Genomic DNA, 14,678 nt, shown 5'->3' on the forward strand with positions numbered 1-14,678 from the left:
AATCACAGAAAAATACACCGCACTTTCATAGGGCAATAAAGTTCAACAAAAATACAAAACAAAAAAGACGAACTCAGGTTCGTCTTTTCTTTCTAATAAAACAAGGGGATTATGGATTATCTTTTGAAGTAACTTTTCTTTCCACTCTTGCCTGTTTCACCATATTATCTGCCACCTCAAGAATAACAATATTTAATCCATTAATCTCGCATACGGTTCCCTCATCTGGAATATCTTCTAAATGTTCTAGAATTAAACCATTAAAGGTACGCGCCTCATCGGTATCTAAATCCCAGTCAAATAATTTATTCAAATCACGAATATTCGCCGATCCCTCAATGATAATCGATCCATCAGATTGGTGCGTAACTTCTTCATCAATAGAGGGAACGGTTGAAGTGGTAAACTCCCCCACAATCTCTTCTAAAATATCTTCCAACGTTACCAATCCTTTAATATCGCCATATTCATCAACAACCAAACCAATCCGTTCTTTTTTATTGCGGAAATTAAGCAATTGGGTATTTAATGGCGTCGCTTCTGGAATAAAATAAGCTTCATCTACTGCACGGATTAACGTTTCTTTGCTAAATTCATTTTTATCTAGCATTAAACGATACGCCTCACGCACACGCAAAATGCCTAGCACATTTTCGTCCATACTCTCTTTGTACAGCACCACTTTACTGTGCGCAGAATGGTTGAGCTGACGCATAATGGCTTTCCAATCGTCGTCAATGTTGATCCCACCAATGTCGTTGCGCGGCACCATAATGTCGTCCACCGTCACTTTTTCTAAATCCAAAATAGAAAGCAACATTTCTTGGTGAGCGGAAGGAATAAAATGCCCTGATTGGTTCACAATGGCACGCAATTCTTCTGTGCTTAACGAACTGGTTTTTTGTTCATTTTTTACGCGGAACAATTTCATCAAGCCACGAATAATCAGGTTCATTAAGAACACAATCGGGCTAAAAATTTTCAGCAATGGGGTGAGAATATGGCTTGATAAAAAGGCCACTTTTTCAGGATAAAGTGCGGCAATGGTTTTCGGGAAAATCTCAGCAAAAATCAACATTGCAAACGTTAATGCCCCTGTTGCAATCGCCACGCCCATATCGCCATATAAACGCATACCAATAATAGTGGCAATAGCAGAAGCGGAAATATTAACAAGGTTATTACAGATAAGAATTAGGCTAAGTAAAATATCTGTTTTTTTCAAAAGTTTTTCTGCTTTTTTCGCCCCTTTATGCCCTTTTTCGGCTAAAAAGCGCATACGATAGCGGTTAGCGGAAAGCAAGCCTGTTTCTGAACTGGAAAAATAGGCGGATAAAATCAGTAAAATAATTAAAGTGATAAATAACGTACTAAGGGGAATACTATCCAAAATCAAATCCTTTTATCAAACCATCGTTCTTGGGCAGCAACGTTAAAGCCCTAGCCCAAACGCAACTCGGCTGCCAAAATAGGCAATCGAAAGCAAAATCATACCTGAAATGCTATAAATAATCACCTTTTTTCCACGCCAATGCCACTTCCAATGCCCAATTAACGCCACACTTAACACAATCCAAGCAAGGAGTGAGAAAATGGCTTTTTGTATATTTTGCATACCAAAAAAATCTGGCAGATAAATCGCACCAGAGATTAGCGTTAAAGTTAGTAACACTTCACCGCTGAGCATTAAGCGGAAAAAATGACGTTCTACAGTCATTAAAGGCGGAATAATAGGCGACAAAGCCAGTTTTTTACTTTTTAGATTGTGATCAAGCCACCATAATTGCACGGCATATAAAGTCGCAATAAAACAGACGGCATACGCCAATAGCGCCAAGCCAATATGCAGGAATAAGCCCACATTGTGGATCAAATGCTGCACGATAGAAAAAGGCAAAAACGTCTGTAGGATCAAATTGATAATGGCGAGGCAATAGACAATCGGCAATAAAAACCATAGGGTATTAACGCGAAAACCAATAGCAAAGGTTGCCAAAGCGGCCACGAGCACACTTAATAAAGAACTAATGTCCATTAAAGTGAAAGTTTGTTCATTAGCCCAATGAGAAAATAGCGATGAAAGGCTGATGCTGTGCATAATAATCGCCAAAAGTGCGGTGCAAAAAAACAATGTTTTATTTGGTCTTTTCGTTTGCTCTCCCGAATGTGCTTTCAATAACATTGGGGTAATGAGAAGAATGCTAATTAAATATAAAAAAATTGAAACAACGGCAAACCACATTTTTATTCACCTTATTTATTCGCTTTAATGCCAAATTAAGAACCATTCTTATTCTAGCCTTGCCACACTAAAATCGCTATAAATTTCTTTCAAATGATGAAAATCTGTGGAATTTCAGTATAATTGACGCAATTTATTTCATTTCATTCCACTCAAATTTAGGAAAAACGATGTTTGAAAACCTTTCTGATCGTCTCTCGAAAACCCTGCGTAACATAACAGGGAAAGGGCGTTTAACCGAAGATAATATTAAAGACACCCTGCGTGAAGTGCGTATGGCATTGCTTGAAGCAGACGTTGCGCTGCCTGTGGTGCGTGAGTTTATTAATAAAGTGAAAGAACGTGCTATCGGCGAGGAAGTGAACCGTAGCTTAACGCCAGGGCAAGAATTTCTCAAAATTGTGCAATCCGAGCTTGAAAAAGCGATGGGTGAAGCAAATGAGAGCCTAAATCTTGCCACTCAGCCACCAGCGGTGATCCTAATGGCGGGTTTGCAAGGGGCGGGGAAAACCACCAGTGTAGGAAAGTTAGCTAAATTCTTGCGTGAGCGTCAAAAGAAAAAAGTGATGGTGGTGTCGGCGGACGTGTATCGCCCTGCAGCGATCAAACAGCTTGAAACCCTTGCGCAAGCCGTTGGAGTGGATTTTTTCCCCTCTAACAGCCAGCAAAATCCCGTAGAGATTGTGCAAGCCGCACTAGCAGAGGCTAAGCTCAAATTCTATGATGTGTTGATTGTGGATACCGCTGGTCGCCTGCACGTTGATGGCGAAATGATGGAAGAAATCCAAAAAATTCACACCGCACTTAATCCTGTGGAAACTCTTTTCACCGTGGACGCAATGACGGGTCAAGACGCCGCTAACACCGCAAAAGCCTTTAATGAAGCGCTACCACTTACTGGGGTGATTCTAACCAAAGTGGACGGTGATGCGCGCGGCGGTGCGGCACTTTCTATTCGCCAAATCACCGGCAAACCGATTAAATTCTTAGGGGTTGGGGAAAAAACAGATGCGCTTGAGCCTTTCCACCCTGATCGTGTAGCTTCACGCATTTTAGGAATGGGGGATGTGCTTTCGCTCATCGAAGATCTACAACGCTCTGTGGATCAAGAAAAAGCGGAAAAAATGGCGAAAAAATTCCAAAAAGGCGATGACTTCACTTTGGAAGATTTCCGCGATCAGCTCATTGAGATGAAAAAAATGGGTGGAATGATGACAATGCTTGAAAAATTACCGGGCGCGAAAAACCTGCCTGATCATATTAAAAATCAAGTCGATGACAAAATGTTCATCAAAATGGAAGCCATCATCAATTCAATGACCCTCAAAGAGCGTGCCAAACCTGAAATCATCAAAGGCTCACGCCGCCGCCGCATTGCGCTTGGCTCAGGCACACAGGTGCAAGACGTGAATAAATTGCTCAAGCAATTTGACGAAATGCAGCGTATGATGAAAAAAATGCGCAAAGGCGGTATGGCAAAAATGATGCGCGGAATGAAAGGAATGATGGGCGGAATGGGTGGCCTAGGTGGTCTTGGCAATATGTTCAAGCGCTAGTCTTCCTATCCTCATAAAAACACCGCATCAATGTGCGGTGTTTTTATATAAAATGGTTATTTTATTTTCGCCATTTCAAATTCAATCAACATCATTAAGATATGAATTACTTTGATGTGAATTTCTTGAATACGATCCGCATAACGAAAATGTGGTACGCGAATTTCCACATCGGCAAGCCCTGCCATTTGTCCGCCGTCTTTGCCTGTCATTGCAATCACTTTCATTCCTTTATCTTTTGCTGCTTTAATCGCATTTAAGATATTTTTAGAATTGCCTGATGTGGATAAACCAAACAGCACGTCGCCTTTTTGCCCTACTGCTTCAATATAGCGAGAGAACACATAATCATAGCCAAAATCATTACTCACGCAGCTTAAATGGCTGACATCAGAAATAGCAATGGCTGGATAGCCGGGGCGATTTTCGCGATAGCGCCCTGTGAGCTCTTCCGCAAAGTGCATCGCATCACAATGGGATCCACCATTGCCACACGAAAGCACTTTTCCACCTTGTTTAAAACTATCGGCGATCAACAAAGCCGCCTGTTGAATTAATTCAATATTTTTTTCATCATTGACAAATTTATTAAGTACATCCTGCGCTTCGTTCAGCTCAGCTTTAATTTGCTCTAAGTACATTTTATTCTCCTTTTTAGATAAGGCATTAAAGTTAAAATGGCGTTAATCTATCACGATTTTTCTATGAATTCATTATATTTCCCAGACTATGATTTTAACGCTTGGAGCAATTCTGTCACAAAATCCAACCGCACTTTGCTATCAGTTAAATCCCGCTGAAATCTAAATTTCGTTGGCCCGTCAAAGCGATAAACCGCTGGGGATTGCTGAATCAGTTGCAAGAATTTTGTTGGGTCAAGACTTGCTTGAGGGGAAAACTCAATAAAGCCACCTTGTGCCGTTGCTTCAATACGAATGATCTGCAATGACTTGGCTTGCAAACGCAGTTGGGCAATTTGTAATAAATTCTTGGCAGGCTGTGGCAATAGCCCGAATCGGTCGATAAGCTCCACTTTTAATTCATCAAGCTCCTGCGTATTTTCTGTCCCTGCAATGCGTTTATAAAAACCAAGACGCATATTCACATCACCTAGGTAGTCATCTGGCAGTAAGGCTGGAATACGCAAATCAATTTCAACTTGGCGTTGGGTGAGTTCATCAAGAGAGGGTTCACGCCCGTCTTTCAGTGCATTCACCGCACTTTCTAGCAGATCCATATATAAAGAAAAACCAATGCTTTCAATTTGTCCACTTTGTTCATCGCCAAGCAATTCCCCTGCACCACGAATTTCTAAATCTTGCGTTGCCAACATAAATCCTGCCCCAAGGTTATCCAGACTTTCCAAGGCTTCAAGGCGTTTCAACGCATCTTTTGTCATTGCTTTTGGTGGTGGTGTGAGTAAATAGGCATAAGCTTGATGATGCGAACGCCCTACTCGCCCACGCAGTTGGTGCAATTGTGCTAAACCAAAGCGATCCGCACGTTCAATGATGATGGTGTTTGCCGTTGGAACATCAATCCCTGTTTCAATAATGGTGGAACAAACCAACAGGTTGTAGCGCTGATGATAAAAATCGGACATCACACGTTCTAGCTCGCGTTCACGCATTTGTCCGTGCCCAATAACGATGCGTGCCTCAGGCACAAGTGTGGCAAGATTTTCTGCACAATTTTCAATGCTCGCCACATCATTATGCAAATAATAAACTTGTCCACCACGCAAAATTTCACGCAAAATTGCCTCACGAATAATTAAATCATCCGCCTGTCGCACAAAGGTTTTAATGGTTAAACGGCGTGCTGGTGGCGTAGATATAATGGAAAGATCACGAATGCCATTCATCGCCATATTTAAGGTGCGTGGAATTGGCGTTGCCGTAAGGGTGAGAATATCCACATTGGCACGCAGTTGCTTGATTTTTTCTTTTTGACGCACGCCGAAACGGTGTTCTTCATCAATAATCAGCAAGCCGAGATCCTTAAATTTCACTTCTGGCTGGATCAATTTGTGCGTGCCGATTAATATATCAATTTTACCTTCCGCTAAATCAGCAAGCAGGGCTTTTTGCTCTTTCGCTGTTTTAAAGCGTGAAAGCACGTCCACATTCACCGGCAAGTTGGCAAAGCGATCTTTAAAGTTTTCATAATGTTGCTGGGCAAGAAGCGTAGTCGGCACAAGCACCGCTACCTGTTTATGGTTCATCACCGCTAAAAATGCGGCACGCATCGCCACTTCTGTTTTACCAAAGCCTACATCACCACAGACCAAACGATCCATCGCTTTCGGCTGCGTCATATCAGAAATCACCGCATTAATCGCGGTCATTTGGTCTAGGGTTTCTTCAAAAGGGAAGCTAGCAGAAAACTGCATAAACTCATCACGATCGTAATGAAATGCAAAGCCTTTTTGCGTTTCTCGGCGAGCGTACACATCAAGCAATTCAGCCGCGACATCACGAATTTTCTCAGCGGCTTTCTGGCGACTTTTCACCCAAGCATCACTGCCTAATTTATGCAATGGTGCGGTTTCTTCTGAGCCTCCTACATAACGGCTAATCAAATGCAGTGAGGTTACCGGCACATAAAGTTTGGAATCATTAGCATATTGCAGTAGCAAAAATTCCGATTTTATCCCCGCATTTTCTAGTGTAACCAAGCCTGCATAACGCCCTACTCCGTGATCTAAATGCACCACCGGCTGGCCAATTTTAAGTTCAGCCAAATGGCGAATTAAGGTATCGGGATTAACCGATTTTTGTCGATCACGGCTGCGCTGTTGCACACGTTCACCAAGCAATTCCGTTTCCGTAATCAAGGCAAGGGAAGCGTTGCCTTTATCCACAATAAAGCCTCGATCTTGGCTGCAAATCAGTAAACTTTGCTTTTCTTGTAAATCTGAAAGATGTGCGATTTGTTTTGGTTTTAATTTCAGCGGACTGAGCAAATCAAGCAAGGTTTCTCGCCGCCCTTCTGTTTCCACACAAAAGACAATATCGCCATTAAACTGCGCCATAAATTGTTGCAAAGGTAAGAGCGGTTCTTTTTGTTGTAATTTTAGGCTTAAGTCTGGCAAGGCTTGCACAGGCAAGTTTTGCTGACGCACAGAAGCACGCGCCACTCTTTCCGCTTTCAAGGTGATTTTAGGAAAATGTTTGAGCTGATGATTAATTTGGTCAATGGGCAACCAAAGCTGATCAGGCGGTAATAAAGGGCGCATTGGATCAACACGGCGGCTTTCATAACGCTGTTCACAATCTTGATAAAAACGCTCACCTTGTTGCTGGTTACTCTCAAAATCCACAAATAATGTCTGTTCAGGCAAATAATCAAATAAGGTAGCCATTTGCTCAAAAAACAGCGGCTGCCAATACTCAATCCCTGCTGCCAACGTGCCTTTGCTCACCTGTTGATAAATATGCTCAGGATCACGGCGAATTTCACCAAAGGTATCACGAAATTTCGCACGGAAAAATTCAATGCCTTTGCTATCGGTAGGGAACTCTTGCGCTGGCAATAAACGAATTGAAGGAATTTCTTCTAACGTACGCTGCGTATCTACATCAAAGGTGCGAATGCTATCAATCTCATCATCAAAAAAATCTAAACGAAAAGGCACCGCACTTCCCATTGGAAACAGATCGAGCAACGCCCCACGTAGCGCATATTCGCCGTGTTCCAGCACCTGTTCCACCGCACGATAACCCGCATTTTCTAACTTCAAACGAAAATCGTTAATCACAATGCGATCGCCTTTTTTAATCAACAAAACATTGTGCTGCAAATACTCAGGCGGGCAAATTTTTTGCATTAAGGTGCTGATGGGCAAAATGAAAATGCCGTTCTTTGCATTTTGCAAATGGAATAACGCACTGAGCCGTGAAGAAATAATGTCTTGATGCGGTGAAAAGCTGTCATAAGGCAAGGTTTCCCAATCTGGGAAAAAGGTAACAGGCTGGAAAACGAATTCCGCCAAAACTTTCGATAAACGCACCGCACTTCGCGTATCTGGCGTTACTACTACGGTAAGCCCTTGGTGGCTCTGGGCAATTTCTGCAAGGGCTAAGGTATCGCTACCTGCAATAACATTGGCTAAAATTTTGTGATCATTGGCTTGCGTTGGGATATTCAAATCAAAATACATCATAAGGCTAAATGCGGTGCTTTTTTCATCTATTTTTACGGATTAAAATTATGCCTAGTTTAGCGGAAATCCCCAAACTTGCAAAGGAAAACACTGTTTTTTTACACAGTATCAAAATTCAAACAATCCACCGCTCACTTTAACTGCCCCTATTTTAACCAGTTAAGCACCAAGGGCAGAAAAACGCTTGACGAAAGCCGCTGAAATCTTTATATTCAGCCACTACTTCCCGATGGTGAGATGTCCGAGTGGTTGAAGGAGCACGCCTGGAAAGCGTGTATGTGCGAAAGTGCATCGGGGGTTCGAATCCCCCTCTCACCGCCATTCTACTGTTTTTCTACGTTCGCCTACGTTCAAAATTTCAAAAAAATGCAACAGAAACAACATTTTACTGTTCGCATTTGTTCAGTTTTGTTTTTCTTTGTTTGCTTACATCCACACTCTTTAGATCCCTGTTTAGATCCCTCACCTTAAAGGGATTTTTACGAGGGATCTAAAAGGTTAATTATCCTTTATTTTTCATAAGGTTATGAGATATGAGCAAAATTGTTAAACCTTTAACCAATACTACCCTTCAAAATCTAAAGCCTATGGCGAAAGAATACATTAAATCTGATGGGCAAGGGCTTTACATTAGAGTAAAGCCTAATGGCGCTAAGATTTGGTATTTCGCCTATAAATACCTTAGGAAACATAAAAAAATTAGCCTAGGTTCATTCCCTGATTTATCTTTGGCAAAAGCTAGAGAAATTGCGCAGGAATATCGCACGCTACTTGTGCAAAATGTTGATCCGCTAGGCTACAAAAATGTGCAATTTAAGCAATTGGAAAATGAGAATATTACATTAAAGGAATTAGCGGCTAAATGGCGTGATCGACGTTTATTGCAAGGAAAATTAAAAGAAGTAACGATTAAAGAAGCGTTTAGACGGCTTGAAATTCATTTATTTCCCCTTGTAGGAAATATGAATATAAAAGAAGTGAACTTGAAATCTATCTATTTCGCGCTTGTGCCACTGAAACATTCTAATACGTTATATAAGATTAATATTGCACTAAATCAAATGTTTCAATTTGCTGAAGATGAAGAATGGATTGTAAAAAATCCATTTAGAAAAATTCATAATGAATTTAATTATATTCAAACAGTAAATCAGCCAACAATTAGCCCTTGCGAATTGCCTTATTTATTTAGAGTGTTGCACAATGCAAATATTCAGCAACCCACCGCACTTTTAATAGAATGGCAGCTATTAACAATGTTGCGTTCTGCGGAAGCGGTACGGGTTGAATGGTCAGAAATTGATTTTAAAAATAAAGTGCTGCATATTCCTGCTGAAAAAATGAAAGGAGGAAAACGGCCGCATAGCGTTCCTTTATCTACTCAAGCCTTATATATTTTAGAGCAAATGCGGCGATATAATGGAAATAGAAAATATGTATTCTCAACCTACACCGCACCTTACACTAATCATATGAGTACACAGGCGGCAAATGTGGCGCTAAAGCGAATGGGATTTAAAGGGCTTTTAGTCGCCCACGGTTTGCGTTCTATTGCTAGTACCTATCTTCACGATCTTGATGTATTTTCTTCTGAAGCTATTGAACTATGTCTTTCACACGAAAATAAAGGCAAGGTTCGGGCAGCCTATGATAAATCGAAAAAGTGGAAATCAAGAATTGAGATTATGCAAACTTGGGGGGATTATGTAGAGAAATGTAAAATAGAAGCCATTAAAGCTTAATTTTTAGCCCCTATTTATTGGGGCTAGTTTCTTTTTGTAATGCAACAAGCATTTTAGCCTTATCTTCTGGCGAAAATTGGCTTATAAGTGTGTTAATAAAAACGTCTTTATCTAGTAGGCTTGGTCTTGTGGTATGGCTAAATTCTAAATTCATTACAAAACGATGCAAGCATTCTGGATTATTGCAAGAACAATAAAGACGGCTAAAGCCTTGAAGTGGTCTTTCTGTTCTTGTAATTGTTGCTCGGCTTTTGCAAGCTGTGCAATAAATTTTAAAGGCTCTTGGCATTGTTCAATCTCTTAACTGTAAAAAATTCTTGGCATATCTCTCACGTAAAATCAAAAATTCCCTTTAATTTCAATTAATTAACTGTTTAATGTTCTATTTAGTGCTTTTTCTTAACTGAAATTCACTGAAATTAACTGTAATTTTTTCAGTTAAGGAAATGGAAAAAATTGAGTACATTTCCTTTATTTTCAATAAATTACATAAAAATCATACTGAAAATTAACTGAAAAAATGGCAATTTTTGACACAAAAAACGCGGGTGGGAGAGTGCTTTTTTCGTGCCGTATGACGTGACGTAGGATTTTACCTGCACAATGGAAACTTTCTAGCCATTTTAATTAATTTGTTCATCTTGTTATTGTGATAATTAATATCACAAGTCAAATTCATTTAATCCCTCTATTAAATCCCCTAATATTTATCTATGTAATTAAGTGCTATAGCATTTATAGCCGTTCAAATTATAGGAGTATAAATGAAAGAGAAAAAAGAACGCTTTATTTCATTAGATGAAGTTATTACAAGAACAAGCCTTAGCAAATCTACCATTTATAACTATATGCGCAGGGGGAAATTCCCTAAAAGTATTATGATTACAAGTAATCGTGTTGTATGGTTAGAAAGTGAAGTGGATAGCTGGATTGAAGAAAAGTTAAGAAGAAGAGCGAAATAAATAGCCCTAGATAAATTTTATTACCTAGGGCTAGATGCTCACGAAAACAAAAAACGAGATGTAGTTTAATATAGTTATTTTCTTGAAGTATAAGAATATTTCAAGAACCCTTGTTTAATCTAAAGTTCTAAATTAAACGCAAATATTATACCAACAAAAAAGGAAAAATAAAATGCCTGAAACAACTGAAAAAACTGAAACAAAAAGAAAATCTCCTGCTATTCTAATTGCATTAAATGGCAAACCCATTCTTATGCATAATTTAAGTATTACTGGTACTTTTAGACGAGAAGAAGCGGATATGAGTGGCCGTAAATCTAGCACAAAAAAAGCAGATAAAGGGATAAAGGCGAAAGAACTCCACGTTAAAGGAATGATTCCATATAGAGAGGAAAAATGGCTAACTGATCTAATTAATTTAGCTGAAGGCACTGATGGAACAGGTGGACAAATTAAATATAGAGTTTCATCAAGAACTGCGCAAGCAATGAACATTAGAGAAGTAAAATTCAGCGGTGAGGTTGATATTGTAGAACAAGATGACTTTATGGCTTGGAATGTAAGTTTTATTTTAAAAGAAGCTAATAGTGTTAGCGAGAAAAAAGAAAAACGCAAACCAAAACCAAAGAAAATAGTACAAAAAGAAAATCACCCTAAAGCACAGCCTGCACAGGTTAAACCAAATAAAACTGAAGAAAAAATTGATGGCACAGAAAAAGATCCGAGCTTTTCAGGCCGTTTAAATCAAGGCGATTTTAAAGGAGCTGTAGTGGTACACTAATTTTACAGTCCTAGATAGGTGGTAAACTATCACAAAAAGAGGACACTAAAATGAGAAGAACATTTAGCCCAGATTACAAAGTGGCCGCAGTAAAATTAGTCACCGAGCAAGGTTACTCTATTGCCCAAGCCTGTTTAGAATTAGGCATAGGCGAAACAGCCCTGCGTCGTTGGATAAAACAAGTCCAAGCAGAAAAACAAGGCTATGTATTACCAGGAACTAAGCCTCTTTCACCCGAGCAACAACGGATACGAGAGCTTGAGCGACGCATTAAAATACTTGAAGAGGATAAAGAAATCCTAAAAAAGGCTACAGTGATTTTCATGTCACTCGAGCGCAACGCTATCAAGCGGTGAAGACATTAAAATCATATGGAATAAAACGTGTTTGTGCGCTATTTTCTCTTTCAGAACGAGCTTATTATGCTCAGAGAAAGCAAAAAGCTAAGCCCAATAAGCATTTAGGCTTGGCGGTAGAGATAAAGGCGTTATTTGATGAAAGTCGGGGTTCAGCAGGAAAGCGGACTTTAAAGGCGAGATTAAAAAGTAAGGGGATTGAGGTAGGATTAGCCTTAATTCGAAAGCTCATGAAACAACAGGGATTAGTCAGTAAACAGCCACAAAAACGTTGGCGTCAAGGTACATTAGAGAAAGCGTCCACATTGTTTCATAATGTGTTAAATCGGCAATTTAATCCAACCTCAGAGACAACGGTATTATGTGGTGATACAACTTATCTAAAGGTACAGGGGGAGTGGCATTATTTGGCAGTGGTAATGAATTTAGCGCACCGTCAAGTAGTAGGTTGGCGATTACAGAAACAGCATGATTCAATGTTAGTGGTTGGCGCCTTAAATCATGCAATGCTAACAACGGAGAGAACGAGGAGGATGTTGTTTCACTCAGACCAAGGCAGTATTTATGGGAGTGAGTTGTTTATACAATGTGTGAAACAGCATGGTTTGATACAAAGTATGAGTCGCCGAGGAAATTGTTGGGATAATGCGCCGCTGGAACGTTGGTTTAGAAGTTTTAAATATGAATGGATGTTAAAGGGCGGTTATTCTTCCTTAGATGAAGCTAAGGAAGATATTAAACGTTATGTGTTTTACTATAACAGGGTGAGACCGCATAGCTATAATCAAGGATTACCGCCAATTTTAGCGAAAAAAACCTATCAGGGACTGCTAATTTAGTGGATCACTACAGAGCAGCCAAAAAAGGATTAGAGAAAATATCTTCTATTTTCTCAAGTGATAAAAGCCAGCCATCACCAGAGAAATAATACTACGGAGAAAAAACTATGTTAGATACCATAACCCAAAACGAAACCTTTATTCAGAAAAAAGCGGAATACGAAGAGGCGCTAGAAGCATTAAAAAAAGCGAATGATGAAATCGCAAAGAAACAAGAAATTATTAATCGCAATAATGCAATTATTCAAGCATTACAAGCTGAAAATATTGATCTTGAAAAGAAATTAGATGGCTCATTAGACGTAGAAAGCGCTGCTCTAGACTTTGCTGAATTTGATAAACTTTCAGATCAGCTTAATTCAAATGCAAGAAAAATCACCTTATTAGAAAAACTGAATAAGGAAACAGAAAATAAAATTGAAATTTTCAAACTTGAAGAATACAGCAAAACAGCTTCAGCAGCTAGATCAAAATATACTGAATTAAATAAGTATATCTATGAGCTTACACAAGAACTTATTCAAGATGAAGATCTTATAAAAAACTTGAATTTTCTATGCGGTATTTATGTAGAATGCTTAGAAGATAGAGAAATAAACACACTGAACCAGCTACATATGACTGTAGAACAAGTATTTTTAGAAGATTTAAGTAAGAGGGTAAGACCATTTATTAAGAATCCCGAAAAATCCCCTTTAGGAATAGATAAGCCTAAAATTCTATATCAGACTCTAGGCGCAGGCTTCTTTGCCCGCCGCCGCTTGCAAGAGCTCAAAGAAAAACAATAATTCACGCCATTAAGCCGCCTTGTGCGGCTTTTCTTTTCTCTCTTTACGTATTCCAACTTACACCGCCTAGCACGATATAGCACTTCACAACTGTAATAATAAACAGTATAATTCTGTAAATAAAAACAGACTAGAGGATTTGTTCTATGGACATTTTTAAAGATCAAGATTTTATTCCATTGCGTACCTTTATAAACACGTCTTTAGATCTTTTTGGCAAAGAGATTAGCTGCGAAGAATTAGCTTACTTAATATTCTTTAAAATGATTAAGTTATATATACATATATCAGGAAATCAAGAAATGTTCTTTATTGGCAAGGAGATTATTGAGGAAGAACCTATTTTAAGCGTACGTGGTGAGATTGATGAGTACTATTTTATTAAGTATGATGATAAAGAAGAAATAATTGATAGAGAAATAATAGAAAATAGCAAAAAGGTTTTGAAAAATGAATTTAGCTCTATTACATTAGAGTTAATAGAAAAAGGGAGAATAAATCTAAACAAAGGAGGAATACCACTTTTTCAAATCGTTGATAATAGGACAAAAAAGCCAATTTACTTTGCAGAAAAAGCCATAAGAATAAGTAATAGCTTTAAATTTAATGGATATTTCCCTTTTATTGTTGAATTTGAAGAAATAGTAAAATTATATAAAGGAATACTTGAAAACAAGGAGGCTTTTACATCGGAAAGAAATTTAACATATGGATTCTTTATTGATTTATTGAAAGGAGACTACAACAAAGAGATAATTGAAAATATTGATATAATAGAGCACTTTATTTGTTTATATCTTACAGTTGATATTGCCACTATTTTTATTGATATAAAGAAATTTTTAAAAGAAAATTTTAATTTTATAGATAATTTATATATTCATAGAAAAGATATTGAGGAAATAATTAAAAATGGGGAAATCACAAGTCCTATATTAAAGGAATATAACAAGAATAAACAACTCAAAACACAAATTATACAATTAAAAAATAAACTCACTTACGACGGCAACCCAACAGAAATCAATACATTGAAAAGTATTATTGCAGGGCTTCTCTGCATTATCGATCCTAGTCGCCCTATAGATAGGCGTTATTTAACCAAAAGCGGGAAATTAAGCAAAAATAAACTAGCTAATGATGTTGAGAAATGCTTAAAAACACTAAGCCCTGAAGAGATTAAAAAAGTGAGCAACCGCACTATCAGAAATCATTTTAGTAAAATCACCAAAAGCAAGGCAAATTAG

13 protein-coding genes and 1 tRNA gene are annotated in these 14,678 nt (G+C 38.5%); 9 read left to right on the forward strand and 5 right to left on the reverse strand.

Annotation, left to right across the window (positions count from 1 at the left end):
- Positions 1–109 precede the first annotated feature (109 nt).
- Positions 110–1,390, reverse strand: coding sequence for an HlyC/CorC family transporter (locus tag L5B71_RS03575; protein ID WP_265757022.1), 1,281 nt, complete (start codon positions 1,388–1,390; stop codon positions 110–112).
- A 42-nt stretch (positions 1,391–1,432) separates the two neighbouring features.
- Complete coding sequence (locus tag L5B71_RS03580) at positions 1,433–2,242, reverse strand: cytochrome C assembly family protein (RefSeq protein WP_265757023.1); 810 nt, start codon at positions 2,240–2,242, stop codon at positions 1,433–1,435.
- A gap of 170 nt (positions 2,243–2,412) precedes the next feature.
- Here L5B71_RS03580 and ffh point away from each other — a divergent pair, with 170 nt between their 5' ends.
- On the forward strand, positions 2,413–3,798 hold the full coding sequence (gene ffh / locus L5B71_RS03585) for a signal recognition particle protein (protein ID WP_194751593.1): 1,386 nt from the start codon (positions 2,413–2,415) through the stop codon (positions 3,796–3,798).
- Positions 3,799–3,854: 56 nt separating this feature from the next.
- Here ffh and lpcA read toward each other — a convergent pair whose 3' ends face one another.
- Both lpcA and mfd read right to left on the reverse strand, forming a co-directional pair.
- Positions 3,855–4,439 (reverse strand): D-sedoheptulose 7-phosphate isomerase, encoded by a 585-nt coding sequence (lpcA, locus tag L5B71_RS03590; protein ID WP_265757024.1) that lies wholly within the window; start codon positions 4,437–4,439, stop codon positions 3,855–3,857.
- An 86-nt stretch (positions 4,440–4,525) separates the two neighbouring features.
- Positions 4,526–7,960 carry a transcription-repair coupling factor gene (mfd, locus tag L5B71_RS03595; RefSeq protein WP_265757780.1) on the reverse strand — a complete coding sequence of 1,145 codons (3,435 nt, stop codon included), beginning with the start codon at positions 7,958–7,960 and terminating at the stop codon, positions 4,526–4,528.
- 234 nt (positions 7,961–8,194) lie between these two features.
- Here mfd and L5B71_RS03600 point away from each other — a divergent pair.
- A tRNA-Ser gene (locus L5B71_RS03600) sits at positions 8,195–8,284 on the forward strand.
- A gap of 212 nt (positions 8,285–8,496) precedes the next feature.
- Positions 8,497–9,705, forward strand: a complete 1,209-nt coding sequence (locus L5B71_RS03605) for a tyrosine-type recombinase/integrase (RefSeq protein ID WP_265757025.1) — start codon at positions 8,497–8,499, stop codon at positions 9,703–9,705.
- Between the two features lie 10 nt (positions 9,706–9,715).
- Here L5B71_RS03605 and L5B71_RS03610 read toward each other — a convergent pair whose 3' ends face one another.
- Entirely contained in the window at positions 9,716–9,994 is a 279-nt protein-coding gene (locus tag L5B71_RS03610; RefSeq protein WP_265757026.1) for an ogr/Delta-like zinc finger family protein, read from the reverse strand.
- A gap of 475 nt (positions 9,995–10,469) precedes the next feature.
- On the opposite strand from L5B71_RS03610, the gene L5B71_RS03615 reads away from it, so the two are divergent.
- From L5B71_RS03615 to L5B71_RS03640, 6 genes are all read left to right on the forward strand, one after another.
- A complete protein-coding gene (locus tag L5B71_RS03615; RefSeq protein WP_265757027.1) occupies positions 10,470–10,667 on the forward strand; it encodes a helix-turn-helix transcriptional regulator in 198 nt (65 codons plus the stop codon).
- 172 nt (positions 10,668–10,839) lie between these two features.
- Positions 10,840–11,448, forward strand: coding sequence for a baseplate complex protein (locus L5B71_RS03620; protein WP_265757028.1), 609 nt, complete (start codon positions 10,840–10,842; stop codon positions 11,446–11,448).
- A 50-nt stretch (positions 11,449–11,498) separates the two neighbouring features.
- Positions 11,499–11,804 (forward strand): transposase, encoded by a 306-nt coding sequence (locus tag L5B71_RS03625; protein ID WP_265756211.1) that lies wholly within the window; start codon positions 11,499–11,501, stop codon positions 11,802–11,804.
- Complete coding sequence (locus tag L5B71_RS03630; protein ID WP_265756475.1) at positions 11,801–12,643, forward strand: IS3 family transposase; 843 nt, start codon at positions 11,801–11,803, stop codon at positions 12,641–12,643. The genes L5B71_RS03625 and L5B71_RS03630 overlap by 4 nt, the downstream gene beginning before the upstream one ends.
- Before the next feature lie 107 nt (positions 12,644–12,750).
- Positions 12,751–13,431, forward strand: a complete 681-nt coding sequence (locus tag L5B71_RS03635) for a hypothetical protein (RefSeq protein ID WP_265757030.1) — start codon at positions 12,751–12,753, stop codon at positions 13,429–13,431.
- A 146-nt stretch (positions 13,432–13,577) separates the two neighbouring features.
- Complete coding sequence (locus L5B71_RS03640; protein WP_265757031.1) at positions 13,578–14,678, forward strand: hypothetical protein; 1,101 nt, start codon at positions 13,578–13,580, stop codon at positions 14,676–14,678.

Source organism: Avibacterium sp. 21-586 (assembly GCF_026226775.1).
GTDB lineage: Bacteria > Pseudomonadota > Gammaproteobacteria > Enterobacterales > Pasteurellaceae > Avibacterium.

What these genes read in the sequence shown, in the direction of transcription:
- L5B71_RS03580 (WP_265757023.1), bottom strand. Translation starts at nt 2,242, where the DNA reads ATGTGGTTTGCCGTTGTTTCAATTTTTTTATATTTAATTAGCATTCTT.
- ffh (WP_194751593.1), top strand. Translation starts at nt 2,413, where the DNA reads ATGTTTGAAAACCTTTCTGATCGTCTCTCGAAAACCCTGCGTAACATA.
- lpcA (WP_265757024.1), bottom strand. Translation starts at nt 4,439, where the DNA reads ATGTACTTAGAGCAAATTAAAGCTGAGCTGAACGAAGCGCAGGATGTA.
- mfd (WP_265757780.1), bottom strand. Translation starts at nt 7,960, where the DNA reads ATGTATTTTGATTTGAATATCCCAACGCAAGCCAATGATCACAAAATT.
- L5B71_RS03605 (WP_265757025.1), top strand. Translation starts at nt 8,497, where the DNA reads ATGAGCAAAATTGTTAAACCTTTAACCAATACTACCCTTCAAAATCTA.
- L5B71_RS03610 (WP_265757026.1), bottom strand. Translation starts at nt 9,994, where the DNA reads ATGCCAAGAGCCTTTAAAATTTATTGCACAGCTTGCAAAAGCCGAGCA.
- L5B71_RS03615 (WP_265757027.1), top strand. Translation starts at nt 10,470, where the DNA reads ATGAAAGAGAAAAAAGAACGCTTTATTTCATTAGATGAAGTTATTACA.
- L5B71_RS03620 (WP_265757028.1), top strand. Translation starts at nt 10,840, where the DNA reads ATGCCTGAAACAACTGAAAAAACTGAAACAAAAAGAAAATCTCCTGCT.
- L5B71_RS03625 (WP_265756211.1), top strand. Translation starts at nt 11,499, where the DNA reads ATGAGAAGAACATTTAGCCCAGATTACAAAGTGGCCGCAGTAAAATTA.
- L5B71_RS03635 (WP_265757030.1), top strand. Translation starts at nt 12,751, where the DNA reads ATGTTAGATACCATAACCCAAAACGAAACCTTTATTCAGAAAAAAGCG.
- L5B71_RS03640 (WP_265757031.1), top strand. Translation starts at nt 13,578, where the DNA reads ATGGACATTTTTAAAGATCAAGATTTTATTCCATTGCGTACCTTTATA.